Source organism: Lonsdalea britannica, assembly GCF_002111595.1.
Lineage (GTDB): Bacteria > Pseudomonadota > Gammaproteobacteria > Enterobacterales > Enterobacteriaceae > Lonsdalea > Lonsdalea britannica.
Window position 1 is genome coordinate 127,635 of sequence record NZ_LUTN01000006.1, and the last position, 26,686, is coordinate 154,320.

Below are 26,686 nucleotides of genomic sequence, written 5' to 3' on the forward strand. Positions count from 1 at the left end.
GCGGTTTGTCCGTGAATATCCGCACAAACTGAAAGGGATGAGGGAGGGATAGCCTAATCTTAGGTCGGATTTGCCTATCCCGAGAGGGAAGTGTCTAAATACCCGTTTCAACGGTGGTATTCCATGAGCGGTAAACAAAGGCGAGGACGTGTGCGGTCAGGAAAATCGAAGCAAGTCCTGACCGGCGTGAGGCAAAAAGCTAGCGTAGAAAACGGCAGCACTCCAGATCTATATTGGGCACAATGGCGCCAGGCGAGAGAGACAGCAGCAACTGGACACAGTTCACCACATCGTCAGTCTGAATTTTGTCCTCCGCCATGACACCAGGAAAATCGCGTGTCATATCCGTGTCGACAAAGGCGGGGTTGATGTTGGAGACCTTGATGTTATACGGCAGCAGATCCAGCATCAGTGATTCGGAAAAGCCAAGCAGCGCATGTTTAGAGGCGCTGTAAGCGCCAATGCCGGGCAACGCTCTTCGCGCCGAGTTGCTGATGATATTAAAGATGTAGCCTGCCCGTTTTTTTTTCATGGCAGGCAGCACTGCCTGGATAAGCTGAACCGGCGCAAGAAAATTGATGGCGGTCAGTTCTGCCAACTGCGTAGGCGTGATCGCCTCGGTCCCGCCGTGAAATATTCCCGCGTTATTAATAAATACTTCAATATTAGGTTCGTTCTCGAGCCTTCGGCAGAGTGAAGTCACTTCCTCGCTATCCGACAAGTCCGCTTCGTGCAGTGTGATGCGACATGTCGGAGACAGACTTTCCCATTCGCGCTGTAACCGTTGACCGGCTTCGCGGTTTCGTACTATCGCGATGAGGTCATACTTCCCTTGCCGGATAAAGCGGGTCGCCAGCGTTTTCCCAATCCCGCGCGACGCGCCAGTGATGACAATGGATGAAGTCATGAACGACCTCCGTAGCTGTAACGCTGTATCCAGGATTGCAGTTGAGGAAATGCGGCCAGCAAATCGTCCTGCTGTGCGATGACGGAATCGAAGATCTCCCATCCAGGGAACACGACCTCGCTGACTAACCCGTATTCGGCATCGGCTGAGAGTTCTGTCGATTTCCAGACGCCGCCATCGGCTATCAGTTGCAACGTCTGTCCCTGTTCAATATCAGGACCCAGAATATGCTCTTCGGTCGTGCCGTTAGGGTGGATAAAACGATAAGTTAACGGTCCTCCTGAGTGATAAAAATGCATGATCGGCGATAAATTTTTGTGGAAGTAACCGATAGGACTCTCTTTGGTCAGAAGATAGTAGATGCAGGTCGACAGGTGTCTTAGGCCATCATTGTGTTCCCGGAGGGTCTTTATCCGCTCCTGACTGCGGTACGTCTCATTAAAGTAGCCGCCTTCGTCATGTTTTTTCAGCGACAGCTTTTGAATCAGCATTTTCGTGGTCATAGTGGACATGGCTGTTCTCCTGGTTAGCGCGCATGTAGCTGTCGTGTATTGGTCGAAGCCGCATCTAGCGGATAAGGCATGTCTTTAAATACCTGCTCGTGGTAAGGATGCCACCCGATGGTCTCAGCCAGAGCGCTGCGGAACGGGCGATTGCGCGCCAGGCAGTCAAGGGCATACGAGAATGTGTATTTGGGTTTCCAGTTCAGCAGCCGGACAGCTTTTTGGTTGACGTACACCCGGTCGATACGATCAAACAAGCGCCAGCCCAGCGAGTCATAGATATCGCGATAATGAGGGAACAATAAGCCGACGACCGCGTCCGCATCTTGATTGAGGCGCAGACAGTGCTCTTTGTTGAACGGGGTGCTGCTGCTTAGGATAAACGTGTCGAAGTGAGCCTTGGGCTGGTAGGTGAGGGCTGCGGCCAAATGGGCATTCACCGCATCTTCGATATCCACTCGCCGATATAACAATTCATTGACTTTGGCGTTGTCGTTGCAAAAGGTGTTGCGGACGTCGGGATTATCATCATCTTCATAGAAAAATCGAGAGACTCTGAGTACAACGCAGTTGAGCCGATAATTCCGAGAGAAAATGCGGCAGAGTTCTTCAGCGCCGAGCTTAGTCACTCCGTAGATGTTTTTGCTCAGGATCCGTTCGCTTTCATCGATCCAACTGGCGGGCGAATGGGCTTCCGGTGACAGAGTGTCGCCATACACGCTAGTCGTGCTAGAGAAAATAAATGATTTAACGTGATGGTTTTTGGCGCTTTGTAATAAATTATAAGTCCCTAAAGTATTGGTTTCGATAAATTCGCTGTGGGGGTGAGTCGCAATATGTGGCTTATGGAGTGCCGCAGTATGAAAAACGATGTCTACGTCTTTCATGCACCGGTCAATTAACGATTTATCTGTGATGTCACCGATGATATCGGTATTTTCGGATTGGCGCTTATCAAATCCAATAACGTTAAATCCTCGTTCTTTGCATTTAATTGATAAGGCTGCACCAAGATTTCCGCTACTTCCTGTAATTAAAATATTCATGCTTAACCTCAATTTTATTCTCGATAGATATCTATGAGTGATGTCTTGAAATAAGCAGTATTTCAAGATGGTAAAAATGAAGGCGTAATAAAGAGTTGATGCAGACAAGGGCGCGTGGCCAGCCCTTCTAATGTCAATAAATTTATCTTATGGCTGATTCTTATTTTATGGGTATCAGATTTATCTGAATGAATGCAACGGGATCAATTGCTGGCAAGGCTTCAATAGTGCTTCAAAAGGGGCGTTACCAGCTCTTTGTCTCTGGGTGTGAGGTTAAATGCGGAGAGTGTAAGAATAGGATAAACGTGAGTGGAATTTAAAGGTCTTGTTATCAGCTAATAAATAAAGTTTATGTGAAATAGGTATATTAAATTGATAAAAAATAAAATAACGTTTTCAATTTAAGGAGCGGAGCGGTCGAGTGCTGGGTTCTATTTTTTATTAATATATATTTGCGGATTTCATTCGACCAGTGCGATGGCGTAGTGATTAGGCACCGATATCTCCTTATGTCTTTGTTGCCTTCTACATAACCCATTATATTCACAACACAGTACTTTGGGCCTGAGAATGCCATAAGAAATCATCGGCGGGCGAGGGAATAACTTCGGAGACAGCATGCCCACGATTTATCCGTCTCAAGGACGGTAATCTTACATCTGAACGTGTCAGTGCTGTTTAACGGTATACCGCTCGCGTGAGTTCTGTGGTCAGGGGGGCTTACGCATCACAACTCCCGTGGGGATAAGCGCCAGGATCCCGATGACGCCTGCAATCAGCGCCAGCATAGAAACCCCACTTTGCGAAATGATCACCCCGCCCATTCCGCTTCCGACGCCAATGCCGATATAGATAACAGAGCTATTGAGCGCCAGCACCTGCTGGGACGCCGCGCCTGCGAGTCCCAGCAGCCGGTGTTGAATGGGAACCAGATACATATAGCTGACGATGCCCCATCCTGCGCCGATCGCGAGCGCCGCGACGGCGGACTCCCGCAGCAGGACCAGAGCGATAAGCCCGGCGGTTTGCAGGACGATGACGCTGCTGAGAACGCTGGCGGGGCCGCAACGATCGGTCAACAGCCCTGTGGCGATATTGCCGATCACCGAGCCGATGCCGTAGGCCATCAGCACCAGTGGCAACACCGGCATATCGCCAAGCCGCGTATTGGCCAGTATTACGCTGATGTAGGCGTAAACGATGAACTCCGATGTGACGACCAGCAATGTGACGCAGAACAGCCCCCAAATGGCGGGCGGAAAACGGCGCGATTTCTGGGTGACGCATAAGGTGGTGGGGTCAGGCCGGGAAGCGCGGTGTTCCAACAGGATGAATAGCAGGGCTAGCGCGACAAGGCCGAAGAATACGACGCAGTAAAACGCCCAGCGCCAGTTCAGGGCGTGCGAAATCCAGGTGGTCAGCGGCACGCCCAGCGCCTGCGACATTGTCATGCCGCCGAAGATCAGCGCCAATGCGACGCCTTTGCGTCCCGAAGGCATGCGCTGGGCGGCCAATGTGGTCGCGGTCGGCGTAAACATGGCGGCGCCGTAGGCAGACACAACGCGCCCTGCAATCAGGACGTTGAAGGTTGGACTGAGGGCGCTCAAACCATTGCCCGCGATAAAACACACCAGAGAGAGCAGCAGCACCCGCTGAGGCGGCCACGAGCGGAACCACCAGGCATTGAACGGTGCAAAGGCGGCGTAACAGAATGCGGAAATGGACACCAGCCTGCCGGCCGTTGCGGGAGAGACTGCCAGATCCTTCGCCATTTCGTGCAGCGCGCCGATGACGACGAACGTGTCCAGACCGATGGCGAACGCGCTCAGGGTTAATGCCTGCGGCAGCAGCCGAACGCGCATAGCGTCGCCGGAATGCGCGTGAGAGTCAGGAGACATGCGGCGACGCGTTCAGTTCGGGATACGGCATGGCGATTATCGATCCCCGATAGCGCGGCCGCGGACCGTAAAGCAACCACGTCGTGACCACCTCGCCTAAGGTTTCCAACAGTTCGATACAATCGGGATTCTCGGTAGCGACAAAGGTGTAGGCCAGTCCTGCGTCGTACTCGCCGGTCAGCAGTTTCGCCGCCACCACCGGTTTGGACGTTTCGAGAATAATTTCATTCCAGTCTTCGGGATTGATATAGCCGAGTGTCGGTTCCGGTAGGGCCAAATGGCGCGGGTGTTCGACGTCGCGGCGCTTGAGCAACGCCAGGGGTTGAGTGGGGAAAATAAATGTATCCACGACCGGAAGTCGTTCGCGAAAGCGCTCAGTGACTATATGCACCTGATGATGAGCGCTGCACTGTAGCAGGTAGGCATCGCCATCATCGACGGCCTGCTGGCCTGCGGCGACGAGATCGTCGACCAGGATGATCTCCGCCTCGGTCACGTTCTGGTAACGCAGATAGTTACGGAGGGCATTTTCATGGCAGGTGCCGGTGGGTCCCAGCGTGTAAATACGTATCATATTTCAAGCTTCCCTGTGGTGGCGCAAGGCGTTCAGGCTTTGATTATGGTGTCTTCCAGCCTGCACGCTTCATCAATGATGCGTTCGTAGAGTGCGACCGCAAATTCGGGGTCGAGCCCATGACGGGCTGCCCGCTCTGCACAGCGCTGTTTCACGGCGTCTACCCGTCCCGGTTGCATCATCGGGATATCATGTGTGCGCTTGTATGCGGCGACTTGGGTACACACATCAATACGCCGAGCGATGAGATTGATAATAGCGTCGTCCAGCTCGTTGATTTGGACGCGGAAGGGCTCCAACCCTCAAGCGGACTGGGTTGTTTTACCGGGGGGCGCTGGGCGGCGGGCGCACAAACGCCGTCAGCCAGCGCAAAGGCGCAGTCGGACAGGGCGTTCATGTGGTATCCGCCTTCCTGCACAAAGCAGATGGGCAGATGGGCTGCGGCAAAACGTTCGCCAATCGCGTGGAACACCTCGGGTGAAAGTTGCCAGATACCGTGAGGATCGCCCTCAATGATATCGAAACCGACGCTGACAACCAGCGAACGCGCTCCCGACGAGACGGCGTCTATTACGGCGTCATCCAACGCCGCCAGATAGGCGGCCGCATCGGGGGGCGTTGTAAACCCCGTATAGCGATGCGTCGGGTGGGCTGGCGCGATGGCGTGCTGATAAGGGAAAGTCTCTTCGCTCAAGGCATGCAGACTGTAAAAACGAATATCCGGATGATCAGCCAGTACGTCGCTCGTCCCGTTGCCGACGTGATGATCAATGTCGATAACGCAGACGGGTGACAGGCCCTCGTCAGCCAGCGTCCGTGCGGCGATGGCGGCATTGTTGAGAAAACAATAGCCGCCCAGAAAGGTCCTCCCGGCATGATGACCCGGCGGACGACACAGCGCATAGGTATAGTCCGCGTGGCCTTGCGTCAGACCACGCGCGGCAAGCAGGCTGACCAAGGCTGAAGCCTCCGCGCGGGGATAGCAGAAATTATCCAGCAGCGTGTTATGCATGATGCCCGGTGCGGTATAGCGTTGCGCCAGCGCCCTGGCGTGAGTCGGATCCCGCGGCGGCTCGACGTTGCGCAGTCCATCCAGATAGTCCGGATGATGGAGTTTCGGTAGGAGCGCTGCCAGCGTCCTCTTCGCCGCATGGATCTCCTCAAGAGACGGCGACGCGCAGGAGGTTCCCGGCTGGCGGAGCAGTCCGTCGCAGAGGAGGGCGGTTCGTTCAGACACTTCTTTGGAGGGAACGAAACGGCCGTCTGCCGTACCCAGCATCGCGACCGGCATCGGTTCCGTTTCTGGTACCTGATAAATTCGCATCGTTTTCATCGTCATCCCTGGCGTCTCCTGTAGCGCTGACCGGCGCGGGTGTAGCCCGCAGCTTGGTAAAATCGAGTCAGTTTTTCGAGGGCTGGATAGCCGTCCAGCGGCAACGTAGCTTCTATCATCGGCCATCCGCGAGACTGCGCTTCGCGGTCTATAGCCTCCAACAGCCGTTGGCCCAAACGGGCCGAACGGTATTTGGGATCGACCCATAGCTCCTGCAAAATGCCGTATTCGCTGCTGGCGCGCATCGCGTGCACTCTGGATACGGTCGCCAGTCCGATAATCGCGCGGCTGCCGGGGAGTTCGACGACGTAAGCAAAGCCCAAATCGGGAGCGGCGGTAATGCGAATCGCGGCCTGACGGGCGCCATCGTGGGAAAACTGCGGCCCCGGTCCGCCCAGCTCCCGCAGCAGTTGATATACCGCGTCCGTCATCGCCTGAGCATCGCTTGGTTCAGCCAGACGCAGCTTCGGCTCATCTGCCGGGGAGCCTGCCGCGTCGCTAGATTCACCTGCAATGGTGAAAGGCGCATCAGTCTGGCCGGTGACGGATTCGGCGATAGCGGCGAGCGGTGCCCTGGCTTTCAGCAGAATTTCGTCGAATTCAGCGACAGGATCGGAAAGCGCGACGACGGCGCCGCCGCACCCGACTGAGACGCGATTCGGCGTACAGACGATGGTGCGAATAACGATATTGAGATCCACCTCTCCCGACAGGGAAAGATAGCCAATGGCGCCGGAATAGACGCCGCGCGGGGCTTCTTCCAGCGCGTCAATGATTTCCAGCGTGCGAATCTTCGGCGCACCGGTCATGGACGCCGGGAAAACATGAGGCGATACAGCTCAGCGGGGTCTCGTGGGCGCCGAGGCGACCTTGAATGACGCTGACCAGTTGGTGAACGGTTTGATAGCTTTCAATATGCATCAGGCTAGGGACGTTGACGCTGCCGGGTTCGCAGACGCGGCCAAGATCGTTGCGCATCAGGTCAACAATCATTAGGTTTTCGGCGCGACTTTTCTCATCCAGACGTAGCGTTTCCGCAATACGGGCATCGCGAGCGGGATCTTTATCCCGCGGCGCGGTTCCCTTGATGGGTTTAGTCTCAACCATGCCGTCGCGATCGATGCGAAGAAAGCGCTCGGGGGATGAGCAGGCCACCGCCAGTTCACCGAAGCGGAGATACGCCGCGTACGGTGCGGGGTTGCGACGACGCAGCCGGCGGTACAGGTCGAGCGGATCGACATGCACCTGCGCGGAAATGTCATTGGTCAGGCAAACTTCATAGGTTTCCCCCGCCGTGATCTGTTCCAGACAACGCTCGATGTTCGCTATATAGCGTCCCGGCCCTGGCGAAGCGCGAAGTTCACCGGAGCACTGTCAGCGCCTCCTCCCGCCACGGGCGGAGCGGTCGGTAAAGTATCCAACGTCACTTTCATTTCCCTGGCCCAGATACGCGCCGCGTCCTCTTCCTGCGGGTTGTAAAGGGCGACGACATAAAGATGCTTTTTGACATGATCGAACGCCAGAAAGCGCGTACAAAACAGAAAAGCGGCGTCGGGATAAGGGGATAGAGGAGACGGGACATTGCAGGTCAGGCTTTTTAATTCATAGCCGAAATAGCCGACGTGGCCGCCAAGAAATGGGATGTCGGGTCGCGTTTGTCGTCTGTCGAGCGCGCACGCGGATCGGCTGCGTTCCAGATAGTCGAAAATAGACAGCGTCAGCGAGTCTTCACTGCAAACGGCGGGTCGTCTCACCTGAACCGCCTGCCGGTGGGCATCAAAGAGTGTGACGTTGGCGTCGGGGCCGGAGAGGTCGCCCATAAAAGACCAGCGCGACAGACCGGGGGCCAGGAGACTGCTGTCCAGCCAGAACGCATAGTCGCTGTGGCCGTAGACGTGCACAAAAACGTCCTCGGCGTCGACGGTTAGCGGCAGTGAGTCGCACAGCAGCGCGTAAGCTGTCGGTGAAGTGAACGCGGGGTCGCCGTTGTTAACACTAAACATTCAAGCCGTCCTTGTGTTGAATTGTTTTTGGGGCTGAGGAGAGGCTATGGCGTCGCAAAGAAAGTTGCTGAAGATTTCACGGCCATACTCCGAGCATATGGATTCCGGGTGGAACTGGACGCCCCAGTGAGGAAGGATGCGGTGGCGTAGCGCCATGACGATCCCGTCTTCCGTCTCTGCGATGAGTTCCAGCGCGCTTGGCAAGGCGCTGTCGGCCACCAGAGAGTGGTATCGCGTGACGTCGAAAGTTTCGGGGATGCCTCGGAACAATGGGGTGCCGTAATGATGGACGCGCCGAATGCGGCCGTGCATAGGCTCTGGCGCTGCGATGACGCGGCCGCCGTGATGCAACGTGAGGCATTGGTGACCGAGACAGACGCCGAGCACCGGTACCTCGGCATACGACAGTATGTCCATTGAGCTGCCGACATCTCGTCGCTGATACGGCGTGCCGGGGCCGGGGGAAAGGATGATACGATCATGGGGGATTTTATGAATTTCACGCCAGGAGACGGTGTTTGGCAATACAATAGCCTCTTGCCCATTCACCTCGCCGATCATTTGCGCAATATTAAACGTGAAACTGTCGAAGTTATCGATAATTAGAATGTTTTTCTGATGAAGCATCGAATATTCCTCCATGAAGATAGGAAAGGCTTGCTATCAGTTTGGACAGACTAGCTCCGCGCTGTTTGCCTAAGACGGTCCGTATTAGGTTCGTCTTATTCTAAATGATGGGCTTTAAAAGTGATGTGATGCCAAATTTTTATTCTTGAATAAATCATTCGTGATTTTTACCCATCTCCAGATGGCTTAATTACCTTACCACTTTTGTTTTGTCTTTTTGCATTATTTCTCAACTGTGCTGGAAATAATTTTTTTTGACATGGTATGGGAATCAACAAGCTTCCATTAAAAAGTGTTTTTCCTGTTGATTTTCTTTTAAATTTCTTATTTATAGTTATTTTTTATTATGTAAGGAATGAGGATTTTTCTAGAATATAAGTCAGTTTTATTGTTCGGTATAGATATCCTATGTGTAAAAATAATCCGGAAAACAGAATGTTATTAATTGCTGATAAAAAAGAATAATTATTATGTCTGTATCATTTCTTTCGTCATGGATAGAGATATTCGGTGAGCAGGTTATCGGGAAGGAATATTATAAAAAAGATTAGATAAAACAATGCCCGTCGAGAGCGTTGATTATTCATATTTGGTTTTTTATCGATTAATTTATCTTGCTCAGGGGAGAACACATCGTGATATTAGTCCCCTTTTTTTTCTTAAAAAAAGCTGTTTCTTCTTTATAAAACTGAAAGCGGCATAGTCTCGGAATATGGGTGAATAGGCGGGAGTTAAAATATGCAGCCCAAAGGGCTTACTCATTGAAAATGATTCGATAGTCGATGCTGAGTAAGAAATGGAGGTCTGGCATAAACGAAAAGAGAGATCCCTGTTCGCTGGACGAGTCCAAGCCGGGATAACACGTCAATAAGTCGTTGAGTCATGAGCTGGAGAGCGTGGCTGAAGCCGTTTCAGCGGAGGTATGTCAACCCTCGCAGGGTTGACGCTACACAAAGGCTGCTGGCGCGATAGAGATAGCGCCCGATATTTTCGGGCGTTAATGAACGTTGTCTTGCTGTGCCGTCAGCGATTTTCCAGTCCGGCTTCTTGGCGTTTGGCGCGAATTTCGGCTTCATTGTGGTGAATATAGTCACCCAGTTGCTCTAATCCTGCGCGTACCTTCTGCAATTCGGCGGCGTGCCGGGCCTTTGGCGTCACGGGGTTGGGGTGGGATGCGTCCCACGCCAGCGCCTGCTGAATAGAGGCATACCAGTTTTTGGGCGAGCCTCCGGCCCATTCGTTGATGGTCTGGCCCAGCGTAGCGTTGAGAGAAGCCATTAGCGCAGGCTCGCCGTCTGCCGGAAGGTTGGGGTTCGCCAGCAAATAGTAGCGAAAGCGCAGTTGACCGATGTAGAACCAGGTGACGGCTTTATCTCGGTCACCGGCTTCATAGAGCCGCTGGGCATACTGATAAAGTTCACTGGGATGGGCCTTCGCGAGCTGAGCGTCGGTCTCTGACTCAGCGGCGACGAGTATGGGATTGATCTCAGCGGCGAACGACGGGGGGCAGACACTGGCGGACAGCGCCGTCAAGAACAGTAAGGTGCGAATCCGATTCATGGAAACTCCTGTCAGCGCCGAATCGGCGGGGTAATTGTTATGGGCACGCGTCGGGACCTGACGCGGTAGCAATGCTGACTGAACAGTAGCAGAATTCCGTAAAAGGCACACGAGCGAGCTTCATCAATATCGATGCCCCAACCAATTAGTACCTCGAGTTTGACGCCACGTGACGTCCCGCCGATGAACAGTATGGCGATATTGGCTGCGTCTTGTGATGTCAGCTTGCAGGGCCGTGAGCAGGCGATGATCGACCCCGACAATACCTGCTTAACGCGATTGACGGGTTTCCCATTTATTCTCCGCGATCCTTCGACTCCGCTGGAACCACTGATGGCACCCAGAAGGGAAAACATCAGGTGACGTTATGGCACTCCTTGATCAGCTGAATGAAGTAGTGCAGCTCTTCCTCCTTTCGCTTTAAATAATAAATATGCGACATCTCAGCGGGCTGGTTAAGAAAAAGAGGCCGAGTCGCCAGGGGAATGTTCCGGGAGATTTCAAAGTTCATAAAAGAAGAGCAAGAGAAGGAATAACCTTTCCCGGCAGCGAGATATTCGACGACATGCGAGAAGTCGGGGAAAACATGGACTCTGGCGCGGGTATTTTCCATTCTGCGGTGCTGGATGGTTTTTTCCAGAATAGGGTGAGACAACATCGACGAGTGGGCGACGAGATCTTCATTCACGATCAGGGTCATGACATTTTCATATTTATCAATCACTTTTTGAGCACTAATGAGTGTACAGCTGTTGTTCATGAGCGGAATACAGGCAATACGTTCAAGATTATCCACGTATTTCGGGGAGGAGGAGATGAAGAAGTCGATCTCTTCCGATAACAGCTTGTTTTTGAACTCGGCATAGGAATGTTGCATGCAGAAAAGGTCGATACCTTTCTTGATTGAGTTCGAAAAAATGATTTTATAGAAACTGTCGTTGTAGGTATCCGTACCGATTTTCAGCTCACGAAAAAATTTGGTGTTTTTGGTGATCAGCTTGGTGATATTTTCGAGGTTCTCCCTGACGGGCAGCAGCTGTTGATAAAAGAAATCGCCTTCTTTCGTCAAGTTTATCCCTGAATTGGAACGATTAAATAGCCGGTATCCGAGAGAGTTTTCGAGATCGCCGATACTCTTACTGAGTGCGGGAGGTGTTACATGAATGCGTTCCGCTGCAGCTTTAAATGAGCCTAATTCCGATATGACGATAAAATGCTCAACTTTTTTTGAAAAAATCATATCCCACCTCTGTTGATTCCAGTGAATACAACTTATCTTCCTAATTGATATAAACGAAAATCTGTTCGTATAACCAGAACAGAACTTTTCTGTGTCCAGAGTGAATGAAATAGTGATTCAGTATCATCGGGTGACGAAATTTAGTGTACGTATTTTCCTTGCATTATCATAGGATTAATAGACAGCGTGTTATTGAAGGATTTTATGATCGTGAGAATAATCATGGGGGGTATTTCATCATTCTCAACTTAGTGACAAAAAATAATGCAATATGTACTCTTTCGCTCCGTGCTTAATCTCGATAGCAACATTTTGTGGCGGCATTCGGGAATATCCTGATGTTTTGTTTAGTTAAAAATAATTGTCTTTTATATTCTATACACCACTCTGAATTAATGGGCAAGCGCTGTGGCAGAGCAGGAATCTGCGGTCATACGCCCGAGCAGAATGCACATCGCTGACTTCGTGAGAGCCGCAGCGCCCGTGCTTATGGGGCGATATCGCCTGTCGTAATGCGTGCGCGGCGGCGTGAGTGTCGGCCAGCCAATATCACGGTGGTTTTATATCCGGAGACGTCAGGATGTCGCATTGGCGAAGAGATCGCTTGAGCAGGCGACATGTGTTTTGTCGCGAGAATCTTGCGCTAACACCATTTATTTCGAGAGTCTTATTTTTCGTTATGCGAGATAGTGCGATATTTTCTATTTTTTCAGGATGATATAGATGAAACTCCAGGATAGGTATCTTTATGTCAAGGCGGCAATTTATGGTGATTATTGATGACATTATAAATGGCGTAATAATGATGTTGTTGTTTTCCCAAATAATGTTTATTAATCACAAATGGAGTAAAAATAGGATATGAAATTATCGATAATAGACCGTATCTTCAGCGTTATGGAATTTATTACACTCAGGAACACGCCTTTCTATTTTCAGAAACTGGCGTGGTTTTTTTGAGCATCATGATAAAGGTTCGATGTCTACTATATTTAAATAGCAATGAATAGATATCACTCACAAGAGCATAGTGATCCCTTCAGCGTTCCATATTCGACGATGTCGACTTTCATTTCTGTCCACGTTCCAGCAGAGGAAGACGTCATTGGCTGTTTTCTATTATCCATCATAGCAACGGCATGAATGTGCCTTGGTTTTTTCAGACCTGCCGGTGGACAGGGCTAACACTCAGCGAAAGTATCCCCTTCGTACTGTTCGTTTGTCGGGACGATAGTCAGGTGGCGCGATGCAAGATCATCATCCGCTACCTAAACTGTAGGTCGTTGTATGCAGTAAATAGGGAATGCATTCCGCAGCGAACCGTGTCGTCAGAGAGGCATTGCGCATGCTGAAGCCCCCTCCAGAGGGGCTTGAACGCCTTCACTCATGTGGGCAACGTATCGTCATGGACCTTTCAGCATGTCCAGTGTCCAACATCGACGGCGTCGAGGCGAACGATGGTGAAATGCCGTCAGAATGCATTCCCTCTGGTGACTCAAACACGCAAATCACAGGAGATAGCATGAGCGTTAATACTCATCACGATCGGCGTTTGGCGGACAAAGTTGCCATCATTACGGGGGCGGCGAAAGGTATCGGACGCGCGACGGCTGAACTCTTTGCTTCGCAGGGCGCGCAGCTGATGCTCGCAGACGTGGATGCGGAGGGCGTCAAAGCGCTTGCCGCCCACCTGAGCGAGCAAGGCCATAAAGTCATCGCACAGGCCTGCGACGTACGGCATGAAGATGACATTCGCCGTACGATCGGCGCCACGGTCGCTGAGTTTGGACGAGTTGATATTTTGGTGGCTAATGCCGGCATTATTCCTGAAGCCACTCTGGAAGAGGCGACCGCTGAACTGTGGGACGAAACATTTGCCGTTGATGCGCGCGGCATGTTCCTGTCGGCTAAATATGCTGCCAGCGAGATGGTGAAAGCAGGCAAAGGGGCTATCGTTTTCCTTTCCTCTATTTCCGCTGCGGGCGGACAGCCGGGGCAGGCCGTTTATGGCCCCGCCAAATTTGTGGCGTCAGGCTTGACTAAGCATCTGGCGATAGATCTGGCGGGAAAAGGCATTCGCGTTAACGCCGTCGCGCCGGGCACGATCGATACCCCGGCCGTAGCGGGTCTGACCCAAGAAGGCATTGAAAAAGTGGTGGCGATGCATCCACTGGGACGCATGGGGAAACCCGAAGAGATCGCCTGGGGGATTTTGTTCCTGGCATCGGATGAGGCATCGTTTATCACCGGTGCCGTGCTGCCGATCGATGGCGGTTTCCTCGCACAATAAGAGACCGTGACGCGCTTCTGACGGGTTACCGCCGAGAGACGCCAGCCTCGTTCCCTTTGGGAAGCGAGGCTTTTTTATGCGCGGTTATCGAGAGTGGAGGATATAGAGCTTGTGTAAGGAGCCGCGGAAGGCAAGAGCTTTCTTCTGCCTTCTGCGGCAATGCTGGCGATGAGACAGCGCTGCTTTAGTCTGCGCCCACCCTCGAACGTTGCGTTGCAGGGCGGGACGGCGGGCGTTATTTTCCGCCGCTTTTCACTCGCGTCCAGGCGCGGGTACGAGCGCGGTCAAGCTTGGGTGACTTGTCCATGGTGATAAACAGCCGCGCGCGGACGGCATCCGACGGATAAATACCCGGATTGTTGCGCACCTCGTCGCTCAGCAGCGGCAAAGAAGCTTTATTGGCGCTGGCATAAAACACATGATCGCTGATTTTGGCAATGACGTCCGGGCGCATGAGGTAGTTAAGGAACTGATAGGCTTCGTCCACATGTTTCGCGTCCGCTGGGATAGCGAAAGTATCAAACGTGACCTGTGCACCTTCCTTCGGAATGCTGTAGCGAATATTCACGCCGTTCTTCGCTTCTTCTGCGCGCTGCGCTGCCTGCAAAACATCGCCAGACCAGCCGATAGCGACGCAGATATCGCCGTTAGCCAGATCGTTGATGTACTGCGACGAGTGGAAATAGCGGATGAAGGGACGGAGTTTAAGCAGGAGATCGGCCGCGCTTTGGCTATAATCATTTACATTGTCGCTGTTGGGATTTTTGCCCTGATAATTCAGCACGGCGGCGAAAACATCCTCCGGCGCATCCAGGAACGACACTCCACAACTTCTTAATTTTTCCAGGTTTTCCGGTTTAAATACCAGATCCCAGCTGTCTACCGGGGCATCTGCACCTAACACGGCTTTCACTTTATCGACGTTATAACCGATCCCGGTGGTGTTCCACAGATAGGGGACGGCGTATTGATTGCCCGGATCGTGTTGCGCGACCAACTTCATCAGATCGGGATCGAGATTTTTCGCATTCGGTAATCGACTCCAGTCCAACGGGCGAAATACGCCTGCGGTGCGAAGACGCGCCATAAAACTGTCCGAAGGCACGACCAGATCAAAGCCGGTGCTGCCCGCCATCAACTTACTTTCCAGCACTTCGTTGGCGTCGAACACGTCATAGATCACCTTGATACCGCTCTCTTTTTGGAAATTTTCCAGCGTATCCGGGGCGATATAATCAGACCAGTTGTAAATATGCAGGATCTTTTCTTGCGCGGACGCGATAGCGGAAACGGCTATCAGCAAGCTCGCAACCGTTTTAGAAAACCTTTTCATATAAAGGGTGAACATCCGTTGCTTCCTCCTATTGGGAGCGAATGAAACATTGACGAGCAGGATCGGAATTTTTTAACGTTGCACGACGACGGTTTGTAGGGTTTGGGCAATCAGGCCCCTTAAATACCAAGGGCGCGAGTGTCGTTTATTTTACCATAAGTAATTGTTTTAATTAATTATTTATAAGGTATTTCGTCAATAATGGAAAATAGGAAAAACAAATATCAGAGGGTGCGTTACGCCGTTACGCCTGATCCTTGAGATACCAACCCCACGGTTCTTCACTGACATATTCCGTAATCTGTTTCGTTTCCAGATAGTTGTCGAAACCCCAACGGCCGAGCTCACGTCCAATCCCGCTTTGTTGGTAACCGCCCCAGGGCGCCTGCGTGAATGTGGGCTGCGAACAGTTCACCCAAACAATGCCCGCGCGTAACGCCCGACTGACCCGTCGGCAGCGTTCTGCCTCTGTCGACATCACCGCCGCGGCGAGTCCGAAACGGCTGTCATTTGCTTGTTTCACCGCGTCTTCTTCATCGCGAAAGCGCCGAACGGCCAGTACCGGGCCGAAAATTTCTTCCGTCCACAGCGCGCTTTCCAGCGGAGTGTCTACAAAAATGGCGGGTTCAATAAACCAGCCCTGCGTCAGATGAGCGGGCCGTTCACCGCCGCAGACCAGACGCGCGCCTTCCCGTTTACCAAGTTCTATCGCCTGTCGCACTTTCTGGTACTGTTCGCCGCTGACCAGCGGGCCGAGCTGTACGCCTTCCTGCAGACCGTCACCGATACGGATGTTTCGCGTAGCGTCGATTAATCGCTCGATCAAACGTTCGTAGAGGCCTTCCTGCACCAACAGGCGCGAGGTCGCGGAACAGACCTGTCCCTGATTCCAGAAAATACCGAACAAAATCCACTCGACGGCGGCTTCGATATCGGCATCATCGAATACGATAAACGCCGATTTCCCGCCCAATTCCAGACTGACGTTTTTGATGTCCTGCGCGGCCGCCTGCATAATCGCACTGCCCGTCGGCACGCTGCCGGTGAAGGCCAGTTTGTCTACGCCCGGATGATGGGATAGGGGCGCGCCCGCTTCGCCGCCCAGACCGGTGACGACGTTGAGGACGCCGGCCGGCAACCCAGCCGCGTCAGCGATGGCGGCGAGTTCCAGCGCACCCAATGGCGTCAGCTCAGAAGGTTTGAGCACGGCAGTACAGCCCGCGGCCAGCGCCGGAGCGACTTTCCAGGCCGCCATCAGCAGGGGGTAATTCCAGGGGATGATCAGACCGGCGACGCCCAGCGGCTCGCGCACCACACGGCAGGTGAAACGGGGGTCTGGCAGGGGAATGATCTGTTCCTCGTCATCCAGTTCCTCGGCCAGTGAGGCGTAGTACTCGAAGCACCCGACGGCATCCTCGATATCCCACACGGCTTCCGCCAATGGTTTGCCGTTGTCTTTGACTTCCAGCTCGGCCAGTTCATGTTGACGTTGACGCAAGAGGTCCGCCATAGCGCGGAGGTAACCCGCGCGTTCTTTTCCGCTCATCCGCGGCCAGGGACCGTCATCAAAGGCGCGTCTGGCGGCGGTTACCGCCTTTTCGATATCGTCAGGCCCGGCAGCGGCAACCGTGCAGATGTGCGCTTCGGTCGAGGGATTAACGACCGCAAGACGGCCGCTTTGTATTGCCGGTTGCCATTGGCCATCGATGTAAAGCTGGTCATGCATCATGTTTGTCTCCCTGATGATGGTGAAGGTTCCGGTCAGCGGTAAAAGCCTCAGTCAGTCGCCATGGGGCGATGTTGCCCGTTGCGGCGAACGGCAGAAAATGACACGAACGCGTGGTGAGCGGCCGATGATAGGCGTGACGTCAATCCGCGTTTTCTGCGATTCTCTGCTGCAAATAGGATTTGGGTGACAGTCCGGTCTCCTCTCTAAAGCAGCGATAGAAGGTCGAGAGGGAGTGGAATCCGGCCGCTTTAGCGTCATCGTCGATGCGTTTGGAGGTATGTTTACCGTCATCCCATTGGGTTAACACATGACGAAGACGGAGCCGGTTAAGGTATTGGTAAAAACTGCATCCCATTACGTGATTGAGGAAAAACGAGATCTGATTGCGGGTGTAACCCGTGGCGGCGGCGACCTGAACCAGACTCAGTTCCGCATTCAAATGGGGGCGGTGCTGCGCGAAATATTGCTGGATGTCGTCGGCCATAATACTTAGCTGTCGGGCGGACAAGCCCAGCCGTTGCGAGGCCGCGCGGTGGTTCTGGTCGCTCGGCGAGTTTTTCCCTTGCGGTTGTGAAAGCAGCGAGGCGTATTCGTTGACGCGAATAATCACGCCGTCGCAGACCGTGACCACCTCACAACAGCAGATGATGGCTTGGCTATCGCTGCCGCTGAGCGGGGTCTGATATTGCAGGGTTGCCGTATCGCCATCGACACGCAGGCGGTCAGTATAATGAAGCGTATCCTCCGTCGTCGTCGACAGACAGGCGCTTAGGTAGTCGCGGAGCGCCTCGGGGGCGATGCGACATCCTTGAAAAAAGTCGTTGTACTCTACGGTGGGTGAGTAGAGGGCGAGAAGCCCGTCGAGGTCGCGTTGCCACCAGGCTTCGTAATAACGCATCATCACCTGCTGCGTGTGATGATTCGCCGTTTCGGGGGAATAGGGGGTCGTGCTTAATCGTTCAGGGGTGCGTATGCCATCATCCATAATTAATCCCATTGTAGATTCTTTCATTGAGAACCTAACCGATTTTAGAAAAAAACGCCGCCGTTTTTTGACATCTTTCAGGTGCCGTCAGGAGTCGAAGCCAATACCCAGAGCATCGAAGGTTTTCAGCAGCATATTGCGATGCCCATCCCGGTCCTCGCGGGCCAAAGAGTGAATTGCCGCCTGTACGCCGGCGAAACGCAGCGGTTCTGGTGGAAAGTGGATCGGGGCTCGGGAGAGCATGCGCAATTCGGTGCGCGGTGTTTTTTCTCCCGCGAGCTGGTCCAGCATATTCAGTGCGGCGAAACGACAGGCGGAGACGCCGAGTCCGGTATAGCCCAAGGCATAGGCAATCTTGCCGTCGGCTTCACAGCCCGTAAACATCGTCGTGCGTGCGGACGTATCGATGATCCCGCCCCAGGCGTGGCTGAAGCCGATGTCTTGAATGGCAGGGAAAACGTCGCGGAACTGTTCGGCCAGGCGGTTAAACGTTTCGGGACGTTGGGTCAGCGACTCGTCGCGGCGGCTGCCATAGTGGTAGATTGCGTCATATCCGCCCCACAGAATGCGGTTGTCCGCCGTTTTACGGAAATAGTGAAACTTATTGCCGCTGTCGGAGATGCCGTAACGTCCCGTCCAGCCGATATCGGCTAACTGTGCGTCGCTCAATGGATGCGTCACCAGCACGTAGTCGTAGACAGGGATGACCGTCGAAGCCAGATGGCGCAGCAACGGCACGGCAATGTTCGTGGCGAGTACGACCTGTTTGGCCAGCACTTCTCCTGAAGCCGTCCGCAACCGGACGTCTCCGCCGTGTTGCGTCAACGCGTTCACCTCGCTGTTTTCATATAGTTCGATGCCTTGTGACAGACAAACCCGTCGTAATTCACTGACCATTTTGGCGGGGTTGACCATGGCGTAGTTCGTTTCGAACAGGCCCGCTGTGTAGCGGGGGGAGTTCAGCTTCTCGGCCAGACTGTCGCCTTCCAGCCATTCGCACTCCAGGCCGAAGCGCTGATAATCCTGCTGCATCGAGCGTAGCCCTTCGATTTGCCAGGGCTGGCTCGCCAGATTTAATTGACCGGACAGCTCGAACTCGATTTCCATCCCAAACTCATGGAGGTCCGCTTCCAACTCTTCCAGATTGGTTTTACCCAACTCGATAAGTTTGTTTGCTTCTTTGGGCCAGCGATTGAGCGCGATGGACACCCCGTGGGAGATGCTTGGCGAGCAGAAACCGCCGTTGCGGCTGCTGGCTTCTGAGCCACAGCGTCTGGCTTCGATAATGACGATCTTTTTCTCGGGCCATTTGCGACGGGCCAACAACGCCGTCCACAGACCGGTATAGCCGCCGCCGACGATAGCAAGATCGCAGGAAACACTGTCTTGCAGCGAGGGCGCGGGCATCCCGGCGGTAAGGGTGTCCAGCCAGAACGGATAAGATTTTACGTCAGCAAATGCTTCTGGATTTGAATAGGTGGTCATGGGGGGCTCCTGAAACACAACGATTCTTTGTCTCTTTTGAGCTGAGTCTAAACACGCCCAAAAATGAAACAAAGACCACGGCTTTCCGTGCGGGTCCGCGAGAAAAAAACGGTGACACGACGGGAGGGGGAAACTGAGTCAGGAAAGTGAAAAATAGCTATCAATAATAAAGAGTTAGTGTTGCGTTAATGCCAAATAATGGCGCTATGGGGTCAACAGGAGGGGAAGCCGAACATATTGAAGAACAGGCGGTTTTGGGCTTAGTGCGACCATTAGGCAGGCAATTTTAGCACTTAGAATAAGAAATAATAAAAGGCGGATTAGTGAAAAGAAAAAGCAGGAATGGTGCGTTCTAATGGACTCGAACCATCGACCCCCACCATGTCAAGGTGGTGCTCTAACCAACTGAGCTAAGAACGCATTCCTGAAATGCTGCTGTCTGTGCGACAACGGGGACGGATATTAACGACCTGAACGGCGGCTGGCAAGGGGCAAATAAACCAAATTGCCGCCTTGCCGGTTCGATTGATGAGCTTATATCCAGTTCGCCGTTTTTTTCATCATTTCAGTGGCTTAATGCTCTGAACGCGCCAGCGTGACCGACGCAGGCTGGTTCTGTACCCAACGAATACGCAAACCCATCATAATGGCGGAAGCGGTCAGGCCAATGATAAATCCGCACCAGAATCCTGCCGGACCCATCGGCGTGACCAATAGATCCGTTAGCGCCAGCATGTAGCCGAAGGGCAGACCGAGCACCCAGTAGGCGGTGAAGGTGATAAAGAAAATAGAGCGGGTGTCTTTGTAGCCGCGCAAAACGCCGCTGCCAATAACCTGAATGGCATCCGACACCTGATAGATAGCGGCAAGCAGCATCAAATGCGAGGCCATCGCAACAACCTGAGGATTGTCATTGTAAAGCAAGGCGATCGGTTCACGCATTACAACGGTGAATATTGCCGTGCAGAGCGCCAGCGCAACGCCGCAAAAAATGCTGGTGCGGGCGGCAATGCGAGCATTAGGCACAGAGCCTTCCCCAAGCCGGTGCCCGACCCGAATCGTGGCGGCGACGCCAAGCGACATCGGCAGAACAAACATCAGCGAGCTGAAGTTAAGTGCTATCTGATGGCCGGCGACATCGATGACGCCCAGCGGCAACACGAGCAGGGCGACAACCGCGAACAGGCTGACTTCGAACAGGATCGCCAGGGCGATCGGCAGTCCAAGATTGAATAGCCGTTTGATGACGGGCCAGTCGGGGCGCAAGGGCGTGGCATAGCTGCTGATATCCTGTATCCAGCGGGCCCGGCGCATGTAGCCCGCCAGCAAAAACAGCATGGTCCAGTACACCGAGGCAGTGGCGACGCCGCAGCCGATCCCACCCAATTCGGGCATGCCAAGCTTACCGTGAATAAACACGTAGTTGATCGGGATGTTGACCAGCAGGCCGATGAAACCGACGATCATCCCCGGCTTGGTTTTGGATAGCCCTTCGCACTGGCTGCGCAGCACCTGGAAAAACAGGTAGCCCGGCACGCCCCAAAGCAGCGCACGCAGATACCCCACCGCCTTGTCCGCCAGCTCCGGCGACTCGTTGTGCATCAGATGAATGACTTTGTCGCTTGATAGAGCACGAGCATGGTGACGACGGAAACCGCGGCGGCCAGCAGAAAGGCCTGCTGCCGCTGATGCGCGATGCGTTCACGCCGGCCTGAGCCGTTGAGCTGGGCCACCACCGGCGTCAACGCCATCAATAGACCGTGGCCGAACAGGATGACCGGCAGCCAGATCGAAGTGCCGACCGCCACCGCCGCCATGTCGGTAGCGCTGTACGAACCGGCCATAATGGTATCGACGACACCCATGGATGTTTGAGACACCTGCGCGATGATGACGGGAATTGCTAGCGTTAACAGCTGACGCGCTTCGGATAGGTACTTTTGCACGCGAACACCTTTTGTAGATCGACAGTTCGTCATTCGAGATGACGCTATCATCCTATTTATTTGAAAAAAGTGGGGTATTGTAATGTTCTAACAACATTTTACCAATAACTTGTCTATATATAGCGGCTAAACCTAGCAGGTAAAACTGTCTGTCAAACTACCCATATCACACCATATCGTGCAAACTGACGTTAGCGCTTTTGTCGCGGGCCTGAGGTCTGCGACATTCTCTAATCGAATTGGATTTGTAAAGAGGCAGAATTAATGTTTACCGGTATCGTTCAAGGCACCGCGCCGGTGGTGTCTATTGATGAAAAAAGCAACTTCCGCACTCATGTCCTGCAGCTGCCGCATGAGCTGCTGCCCGGGTTACAGATCGGTGCGTCTATCGCTAATAACGGCTGCTGCCTGACGGTGACTAAAATCGACGGCGATCGGGTCAGCTTCGACATCATGAAAGAGACGCTGCGTTTAACCAACCTGGCTGATTTGCAGGTGGGTTCTTGGGTTAACGTCGAACGCGCCGCGAAATTTGGGGATGATGTGGGGGGGCATGTGATGTCCGGCCATATTATGTGTACGGCGGAGATCGTGAAGATTCTCACCTCGGAAAATAATCATCAGATCTGGTTCCGTCCGGCGGACGAAACGCTGATGAAGTATATTCTGCACAAAGGGTTTGTCGGCATCGACGGGATCAGCCTGACGGTCGGTGAAGTGACGAAAAGCCGCTTCTGCGTGCATCTGATCCCCGAAACGTTACAACGCACCACGCTAGGCAAGAAACGACTGGGCGATCACATCAACATTGAAATCGATCCGCAGACTCAGGCGATTGTCGACACCGTTGAACGCGTTCTGGCGAATCAGAACCTTTCTCTTTCCGTGGTTCCTACGCCTTCTCAGGCCTGATCGGGATAGCAGGTTGGCGGAAAATATAGCTCCGCCAACCTGAGTCCTCAACGTGGTGCGCGAATTCCGCCTTCCACGCCATTTGTGCTGAACAACACCTGCCATAACTGGATATTCCGCGCCCGGAAGGCGCCCGCACAGGCGTTCAGGTAATAGCTGAACATGCGCTGGAAACGTCCGGAATAGGCGTTGGCCAGCTCCGGCCAATGCTGATGGAAGCGTTCATGCCACGCCATCAGCGTGCGGTCATAGTCGGCGCCGAAGTTGTGCCAGTCTTCCATTACCATGTAAGGCTCGCTGGCGTGCGCGATATGCTGCACGGACGGCAGACAGCCGTTGGGAAAAATATAGCGGTCAATCCACGGGTCAACCGATAGGTCGGTTTTGTTCGCGCCGATGGTATGCAGCAGGAACAGGCCCTTGGGTTTGAGATTTTTGCGGACGACGCGGAAGTAGGTGTCGTAATTTTTGGGGCCGACGTGTTCGAACATGCCGACGGAGACGATGCGGTCGAACTGACGATCTAAATCGCGGTAATCTTCCAGCAGGATAGTGACGTCCAGATCCCGACATCGCTCTTGCGCCAGTCGCTGCTGTTCACGAGAGATGGTGACGCCAGTCACCGATACGCCATAGTGCCTGGCGGCATATTCGGACAATCCCCCCCAGCCACAGCCGATATCCAATAGCGTCATACCGCGCTGCAATTGCAGTTTTTCGCATATCATGCGCAGCTTGTTTTCCTGCGCCTGCTCCAGCGTCTCGGCTTCCTTCCAATAGCCGCAGGAGTACTGCATGTAAGGGTCAAGCATGAGTGAGAAAAGGTCATTGCCGAGATCGTAATGCTCTTTTCCGACGATCCAGGCTCGTTTTTTGGACTGTAGGTTGGTGAGACGGGCGATAACAACGCGGGCGATATCACTGACATGTTTGGGGAGCTTATTATCAAGCCCGGCCCGGAGTACGCGGTGAAAGAAAATATCCAATCTTTCACATTCCCACCAACCGTCCATGTAACTCTCTCCAAGACCGAGAGAGCCTTCTCGCAACACGCGTTTATAGAGGTCAGGGTTTTTCACCTGAATATCGAACGGGCGAGAGCCGTTAATGGCGATGTCCGCCGATGACAACATTTCTTTTACAATCTGGAACCAGGACGTGTTATGGGTGCCCAGTTCCTCCACATAAGATGAACTCATAACCTCTCCCTATCTTGCTGTTAGCGGTCAGCGCAAGAAACAGCTTAGATAATATTTACCTGTAGAAGGTGTCGGTGGACGTGATCCATCGTCTATCCCCCGAAAAAGGGACTGGGGGAAATTAAGAGAAAAGCCGGTACGAAAGGCATCTATCCGTGCCACAAAAGCCAGAGTAGGCAATATGTTATATCGGCACGATAGTAAACTGCTCAGTATGTCTTGTTCGTAGGTTATTGTCTTAGAAGACAATGACAAGTTTATGACTGCTTCAACCAGGGTACAAGCTTTAAATGGCTGAAGCAGGAGAAAAGGCGAGGGTAATTATTTCACGCGAAATAGATGTAATAACTAACGACGATAATCACGGAATGGGCCGTCAGCCACGGATCGACGCTCAATTAATCGCGGGTGAACTTCGATCACCTGAGACGTTTCCCGCTTGCTGGTAATTCGGTCAAGCAGCATGGCAAACGCGGATTGTCCTAACCGTTCTTTTGGCTGATGAATGGTGGTCAGCGCAGGGGTGAAGTAGCGGGAATGACGAACATTATCGTAGCCGATAATGGAGATATCCTGAGGCACGCGCAGCCCAAGTTCATCCGCGGCGCAGAGCGCGCCCATCGCCATGATATCGCCGCCGCAGAATACGGCCGTCGGTCTATTTTTCTGCGCCAAAATCTTCTGCATGGCTTGGTAGCCTGATTCCGGCTCGAAGTCGCCCTGTACAATCCACTCTTCACGGAGATCAATACCCGCTTCTTCGAGCGCTTTTCTGAACCCAAGATAACGGCCGCTGCCGGTATTGCGCTCCTGCAACCCCGGAATAGCCCCGATGTCCCGGTGGCCGCGTTCAATAAGGTATTGCGCGGCGAGGTATCCGCCTTCGAAAGCGTTATCGATAACAGTATCGGTGAAGTCGCTGTGTGCCTGGCCCCAGTCCATCACCACCATCGGGATGTGACGATAGCCTTCCAGCATCGACAGAAGCTCTGGCGGGTATTCCGCACACATCACCAGCAGCCCATCCACGCGCTTTTGCGCCAGCATGGCGAGATAGGCTCGTTGTTTGTCCAGATCGTTATGGGAATTGCAGAGAATCAGCGTGTAGCCTTTGGCATAGCAGCTGTTTTCGACTGATTCGATAATCTCCGCGAAATAGGGCGCTTCGCTGGATGTCGCCAGCAGGCCGATAGACTTGGTGTTATTGACTTTCAGGCTGCGTGCGACCGCGCTCGGAGAATAATGCAGTTCGTCAATGGCGGCGCGAACGGCGGCTTTAGTCTCTTCGGCGACGAATCTGGTCTTATTAATGACGTGGGATACGGTTGTGGTTGAAACGCCAGCACGTTTTGCCACATCTTTAATCGTTGCCATCTAAATGACTCCTAAACCTACTTCCTGCAGCAGTAAGTAACTTGTTAATCGTTTGCCTGCGCGAATTCTTCTCTTTCTGAAGATAGGTGTCATTCAGAAGGAGGGTGTCGACGGATATACCTGAAGATAGGAAATGATGCTCGACCAACGGAGTTCGTACAGCAGTAAACCGGCAATTCTGTCCGATCTGGCCTGAAAGTGGAAGTGTTTATTCTTATCCTGTAACGATTAACGCACCGTACTGCTGGAATGGAACAGAAAGGTCACTTTCCCATAACATTATATTCATCGTTTGAGTGCTGAACGTCGTCGGTTCCCCTATAATGAACCGGCATTGCGACCTTGTGTGTTGTGCTGAAAAATTGAGGAGAGAGTGATGGATACGAATTTGAAAATGTCGCTGTTGACGACGGTAGCGGCATTGGCGGTGATTGTTGCCTTTAGCTTTACCGCGGTATTTGGCGCATAAACTGTTCTGCCAACAATGGTGCTCACCGGACTTCTTTCGCGTGAGTACGTGGGAAAAAAGGGACTTCGGTCCCTTTTTCTATTTGCTTCAGTTCGAAAGATTGCCGCAGATTATCGGACTGTCTGAGGCATGACGACCCGACGTGCGCCTATGTAATGTTCCTGCCAATAATCTTCGCTGAGCTTGCTGATTTTAATATCTGATCCGGCGCGCGGAGACTGAATGAATTTCCCGTTTCCAACATAAACGCCGACATGATCCGCCGTCCCGCGGTGGTTGATACGGAAGAACACTAAATCACCGCTTTCCAGCTCGTTTTTCTTGATTGGCGCGGCATCACGCAGATGAAACATTTCATTGGCGGTACGAGGAATGGGGATTTTCACAATATCTTTGTAGGCGTAATAAACCAAGCCGCTGCAATCGAAGCCGGTGTATGGCGATGAACCGCCCCAGTGGTAGGGTTTGCCGATTTGGCTCATTAGCTTGTTCATCGCGGTGACTTTAGCGCGCTGCGAGCGTTGTTTATGCGCGGCGCTTAGCGTCAGACCGTCGGTTTCGACCACATCGTCTTTTCTGCTACGGGTGATACGACTGGCGGTTGTCTTTTCTTTTTTCATGCTTGCTGGGTGGGCCCGTTTCGACATTTTCTTAGTCGACGCCAGTGTGGTTAGGGGCCTGGATATTTTTTTGACGTTCTTTTGCGTGGATTGACGGGGAGAAACGTCTTTATTTGAAGTGGTGCGGGTCACTGCCGATGCATGTTTTACGCCGCGTTTGGCATTTTTGTTGTTATTGGCATCAACGGTGGTTTGAGTCTTCGGCGGTTTACTGCGGATTTTTTTCTTGTCTTGTGTGGATGTTCCGGATTTTTTAGCGTTTTTGGTTTCTTTATTTTTCTTCGTATCGGCGGCATCCGAGGGATCGACGGTGGATTTACGGGGCGTTATCGCCGGATCGTGGGGGGCCGATATCGCCTGGCTGAAAACCAAGCTGCTAAAAACCAATACGAAAAAAGTCGCAAGTAAACGCATTATAGTCTGACCGATGGTTGTTCTTGAACGTCCGATTTCCACAGTATTCCTCAAATCAGCATGATTACAAAGCGCGAATAAGCAGTTAATGAGTACAGAATAGTGAAAAATCGTTAATACGTATTTTTTTCTCGGTATTAATGCTTATTTTTGTTGATCATTTAACCGGTTACCGTTTCTAAAAACCATTCGTCGATAACCTTACAAAAGATGGCGTTTTTTGTGGTTATCGCTATCGT

23 protein-coding genes, 1 tRNA gene and 1 pseudogene are annotated in these 26,686 nt (G+C 52.8%); 3 read left to right on the forward strand and 22 right to left on the reverse strand.

Going from position 1 to position 26,686, the window contains the following annotated elements; translation table 11 throughout:
• Positions 1 to 199: 199 nt before the first annotated feature.
• The 13 genes from AU509_RS07145 to AU509_RS07210 all read right to left on the reverse strand — a co-directional run bounded on the left by AU509_RS07145 (position 200) and on the right by AU509_RS07210 (position 11,691).
• Positions 200 to 907, reverse strand: coding sequence for an SDR family NAD(P)-dependent oxidoreductase (locus AU509_RS07145; protein WP_162896358.1), 708 nt, complete (start codon positions 905 to 907; stop codon positions 200 to 202).
• Positions 904 to 1,419, reverse strand: a complete 516-nt coding sequence (locus AU509_RS07150) for a cupin domain-containing protein (RefSeq protein WP_208640006.1) — start codon at positions 1,417 to 1,419, stop codon at positions 904 to 906. Before AU509_RS07150 ends, AU509_RS07145 begins: the two co-directional genes overlap by 4 nt.
• A gap of 14 nt (positions 1,420 to 1,433) precedes the next feature.
• Positions 1,434 to 2,456, reverse strand: coding sequence for an NAD-dependent epimerase/dehydratase family protein (locus AU509_RS07155; RefSeq protein WP_094118002.1), 1,023 nt, complete (start codon positions 2,454 to 2,456; stop codon positions 1,434 to 1,436).
• A 710-nt stretch (positions 2,457 to 3,166) separates the two neighbouring features.
• On the reverse strand, positions 3,167 to 4,354 hold the full coding sequence (locus AU509_RS07160) for an MFS transporter (protein WP_208640007.1): 1,188 nt from the start codon (positions 4,352 to 4,354) through the stop codon (positions 3,167 to 3,169).
• The gene (locus AU509_RS07165) at positions 4,344 to 4,928 is read right to left on the reverse strand and encodes a type 2 periplasmic-binding domain-containing protein (RefSeq protein ID WP_094118003.1); all 585 of its coding nucleotides are present in this window, start codon (positions 4,926 to 4,928) and stop codon (positions 4,344 to 4,346) included. Before AU509_RS07165 ends, AU509_RS07160 begins: the two co-directional genes overlap by 11 nt.
• A gap of 32 nt (positions 4,929 to 4,960) precedes the next feature.
• Complete coding sequence (locus AU509_RS18560) at positions 4,961 to 5,206, reverse strand: chorismate mutase (protein ID WP_244201048.1); 246 nt, start codon at positions 5,204 to 5,206, stop codon at positions 4,961 to 4,963.
• The gene (locus tag AU509_RS18290) at positions 5,107 to 6,267 is read right to left on the reverse strand and encodes an arginase family protein (protein WP_094118005.1); all 1,161 of its coding nucleotides are present in this window, start codon (positions 6,265 to 6,267) and stop codon (positions 5,107 to 5,109) included. The genes AU509_RS18560 and AU509_RS18290 overlap by 100 nt, the downstream gene beginning before the upstream one ends.
• On the reverse strand, positions 6,264 to 7,070 hold the full coding sequence (locus tag AU509_RS18295) for a GNAT family N-acetyltransferase (protein ID WP_217809656.1): 807 nt from the start codon (positions 7,068 to 7,070) through the stop codon (positions 6,264 to 6,266). The genes AU509_RS18290 and AU509_RS18295 overlap by 4 nt, the downstream gene beginning before the upstream one ends.
• On the reverse strand, positions 7,030 to 7,590 hold the full coding sequence (locus AU509_RS07185; protein ID WP_217809657.1) for a chorismate-binding protein: 561 nt from the start codon (positions 7,588 to 7,590) through the stop codon (positions 7,030 to 7,032). The genes AU509_RS18295 and AU509_RS07185 overlap by 41 nt, the downstream gene beginning before the upstream one ends.
• Positions 7,587 to 8,264, reverse strand: a complete 678-nt coding sequence (locus tag AU509_RS07190; RefSeq protein WP_094118006.1) for a hypothetical protein — start codon at positions 8,262 to 8,264, stop codon at positions 7,587 to 7,589. Before AU509_RS07190 ends, AU509_RS07185 begins: the two co-directional genes overlap by 4 nt.
• On the reverse strand, positions 8,265 to 8,891 hold the full coding sequence (locus AU509_RS07195) for an anthranilate synthase component II (RefSeq protein ID WP_176223463.1): 627 nt from the start codon (positions 8,889 to 8,891) through the stop codon (positions 8,265 to 8,267).
• A 1,023-nt stretch (positions 8,892 to 9,914) separates the two neighbouring features.
• A complete protein-coding gene (locus tag AU509_RS07200) occupies positions 9,915 to 10,451 on the reverse strand; it encodes a hypothetical protein (RefSeq protein WP_094118008.1) in 537 nt (178 codons plus the stop codon).
• Between the two features lie 355 nt (positions 10,452 to 10,806).
• Positions 10,807 to 11,691: a LysR family transcriptional regulator gene (locus AU509_RS07210; protein ID WP_085652816.1), complete on the reverse strand. Its 885-nt coding sequence runs from the start codon at positions 11,689 to 11,691 to the stop codon at positions 10,807 to 10,809.
• A gap of 1,522 nt (positions 11,692 to 13,213) precedes the next feature.
• Between AU509_RS07210 and AU509_RS07215 the strand changes: the two genes are divergently transcribed.
• Positions 13,214 to 13,981 carry an SDR family NAD(P)-dependent oxidoreductase gene (locus AU509_RS07215; RefSeq protein WP_094118010.1) on the forward strand — a complete coding sequence of 256 codons (768 nt, stop codon included), beginning with the start codon at positions 13,214 to 13,216 and terminating at the stop codon, positions 13,979 to 13,981.
• Between the two features lie 235 nt (positions 13,982 to 14,216).
• On the opposite strand, the gene potF is transcribed toward AU509_RS07215, so the two are convergent.
• The 6 genes and pseudogenes from potF to AU509_RS07245 all read right to left on the reverse strand — a co-directional run bounded on the left by potF (position 14,217) and on the right by AU509_RS07245 (position 21,459).
• Positions 14,217 to 15,329, reverse strand: coding sequence for a spermidine/putrescine ABC transporter substrate-binding protein PotF (gene potF, locus AU509_RS07220; protein ID WP_085652818.1), 1,113 nt, complete (start codon positions 15,327 to 15,329; stop codon positions 14,217 to 14,219).
• Positions 15,330 to 15,558: 229 nt separating this feature from the next.
• Positions 15,559 to 17,043: an aldehyde dehydrogenase family protein gene (locus AU509_RS07225; protein ID WP_208640009.1), complete on the reverse strand. Its 1,485-nt coding sequence runs from the start codon at positions 17,041 to 17,043 to the stop codon at positions 15,559 to 15,561.
• 139 nt (positions 17,044 to 17,182) lie between these two features.
• Positions 17,183 to 18,055, reverse strand: a complete 873-nt coding sequence (locus AU509_RS07230; RefSeq protein WP_208640010.1) for a helix-turn-helix domain-containing protein — start codon at positions 18,053 to 18,055, stop codon at positions 17,183 to 17,185.
• Between the two features lie 60 nt (positions 18,056 to 18,115).
• Positions 18,116 to 19,513 (reverse strand): NAD(P)/FAD-dependent oxidoreductase, encoded by a 1,398-nt coding sequence (locus AU509_RS07235; RefSeq protein WP_094118011.1) that lies wholly within the window; start codon positions 19,511 to 19,513, stop codon positions 18,116 to 18,118.
• 343 nt (positions 19,514 to 19,856) lie between these two features.
• Positions 19,857 to 19,933, reverse strand: a tRNA-Val gene (locus AU509_RS07240).
• A 153-nt stretch (positions 19,934 to 20,086) separates the two neighbouring features.
• Positions 20,087 to 21,459: pseudogene (locus tag AU509_RS07245) on the reverse strand (MATE family efflux transporter).
• 264 nt (positions 21,460 to 21,723) lie between these two features.
• Between AU509_RS07245 and AU509_RS07250 the strand changes: the two are divergent.
• Entirely contained in the window at positions 21,724 to 22,371 is a 648-nt protein-coding gene (locus tag AU509_RS07250) for a riboflavin synthase subunit alpha (protein ID WP_085652821.1), read from the forward strand.
• Positions 22,372 to 22,418: 47 nt separating this feature from the next.
• On the opposite strand, the gene cfa is transcribed toward AU509_RS07250, so the two are convergent.
• Positions 22,419 to 23,570, reverse strand: a complete 1,152-nt coding sequence (cfa, locus tag AU509_RS07255; RefSeq protein ID WP_085652822.1) for a cyclopropane fatty acyl phospholipid synthase — start codon at positions 23,568 to 23,570, stop codon at positions 22,419 to 22,421.
• Between the two features lie 348 nt (positions 23,571 to 23,918).
• A complete protein-coding gene (gene purR, locus AU509_RS07260) occupies positions 23,919 to 24,944 on the reverse strand; it encodes an HTH-type transcriptional repressor PurR (protein ID WP_085652823.1) in 1,026 nt (341 codons plus the stop codon).
• Positions 24,945 to 25,320: 376 nt separating this feature from the next.
• On the opposite strand from purR, the gene cydH reads away from it, so the two are divergent.
• Positions 25,321 to 25,413: a cytochrome bd-I oxidase subunit CydH gene (gene cydH, locus AU509_RS17795; RefSeq protein WP_099045404.1), complete on the forward strand. Its 93-nt coding sequence runs from the start codon at positions 25,321 to 25,323 to the stop codon at positions 25,411 to 25,413.
• Between the two features lie 110 nt (positions 25,414 to 25,523).
• On the opposite strand, the gene AU509_RS07265 is transcribed toward cydH, so the two are convergent.
• On the reverse strand, positions 25,524 to 26,447 hold the full coding sequence (locus tag AU509_RS07265; RefSeq protein WP_094118012.1) for a C40 family peptidase: 924 nt from the start codon (positions 26,445 to 26,447) through the stop codon (positions 25,524 to 25,526).
• Positions 26,448 to 26,686 lie beyond the last annotated feature (239 nt).

Excerpts from the sequence above, each read along its gene's own strand:
- AU509_RS07145 (WP_162896358.1), bottom strand. The coding sequence starts at position 907 with ATGACTTCATCCATTGTCATCACTGGCGCGTCGCGCGGGATTGGGAAA.
- AU509_RS07150 (WP_208640006.1), bottom strand. The coding sequence starts at position 1,419 with ATGTCCACTATGACCACGAAAATGCTGATTCAAAAGCTGTCGCTGAAA.
- AU509_RS07155 (WP_094118002.1), bottom strand. The coding sequence starts at position 2,456 with ATGAATATTTTAATTACAGGAAGTAGCGGAAATCTTGGTGCAGCCTTA.
- AU509_RS07160 (WP_208640007.1), bottom strand. The coding sequence starts at position 4,354 with ATGTCTCCTGACTCTCACGCGCATTCCGGCGACGCTATGCGCGTTCGG.
- AU509_RS07165 (WP_094118003.1), bottom strand. The coding sequence starts at position 4,928 with ATGATACGTATTTACACGCTGGGACCCACCGGCACCTGCCATGAAAAT.
- AU509_RS18290 (WP_094118005.1), bottom strand. The coding sequence starts at position 6,267 with ATGACGATGAAAACGATGCGAATTTATCAGGTACCAGAAACGGAACCG.
- AU509_RS18295 (WP_217809656.1), bottom strand. The coding sequence starts at position 7,070 with ATGACCGGTGCGCCGAAGATTCGCACGCTGGAAATCATTGACGCGCTG.
- AU509_RS07190 (WP_094118006.1), bottom strand. The coding sequence starts at position 8,264 with ATGTTTAGTGTTAACAACGGCGACCCCGCGTTCACTTCACCGACAGCT.
- AU509_RS07195 (WP_176223463.1), bottom strand. The coding sequence starts at position 8,891 with ATGCTTCATCAGAAAAACATTCTAATTATCGATAACTTCGACAGTTTC.
- AU509_RS07200 (WP_094118008.1), bottom strand. The coding sequence starts at position 10,451 with ATGAATCGGATTCGCACCTTACTGTTCTTGACGGCGCTGTCCGCCAGT.
- AU509_RS07210 (WP_085652816.1), bottom strand. The coding sequence starts at position 11,691 with ATGATTTTTTCAAAAAAAGTTGAGCATTTTATCGTCATATCGGAATTA.
- AU509_RS07215 (WP_094118010.1), top strand. The coding sequence starts at position 13,214 with ATGAGCGTTAATACTCATCACGATCGGCGTTTGGCGGACAAAGTTGCC.
- potF (WP_085652818.1), bottom strand. The coding sequence starts at position 15,329 with ATGTTCACCCTTTATATGAAAAGGTTTTCTAAAACGGTTGCGAGCTTG.
- AU509_RS07225 (WP_208640009.1), bottom strand. The coding sequence starts at position 17,043 with ATGATGCATGACCAGCTTTACATCGATGGCCAATGGCAACCGGCAATA.
- AU509_RS07230 (WP_208640010.1), bottom strand. The coding sequence starts at position 18,055 with ATGAAAGAATCTACAATGGGATTAATTATGGATGATGGCATACGCACC.
- AU509_RS07235 (WP_094118011.1), bottom strand. The coding sequence starts at position 19,513 with ATGACCACCTATTCAAATCCAGAAGCATTTGCTGACGTAAAATCTTAT.
- AU509_RS07250 (WP_085652821.1), top strand. The coding sequence starts at position 21,724 with ATGTTTACCGGTATCGTTCAAGGCACCGCGCCGGTGGTGTCTATTGAT.
- cfa (WP_085652822.1), bottom strand. The coding sequence starts at position 23,570 with ATGAGTTCATCTTATGTGGAGGAACTGGGCACCCATAACACGTCCTGG.
- purR (WP_085652823.1), bottom strand. The coding sequence starts at position 24,944 with ATGGCAACGATTAAAGATGTGGCAAAACGTGCTGGCGTTTCAACCACA.
- cydH (WP_099045404.1), top strand. The coding sequence starts at position 25,321 with ATGGATACGAATTTGAAAATGTCGCTGTTGACGACGGTAGCGGCATTG.
- AU509_RS07265 (WP_094118012.1), bottom strand. The coding sequence starts at position 26,447 with ATGCGTTTACTTGCGACTTTTTTCGTATTGGTTTTTAGCAGCTTGGTT.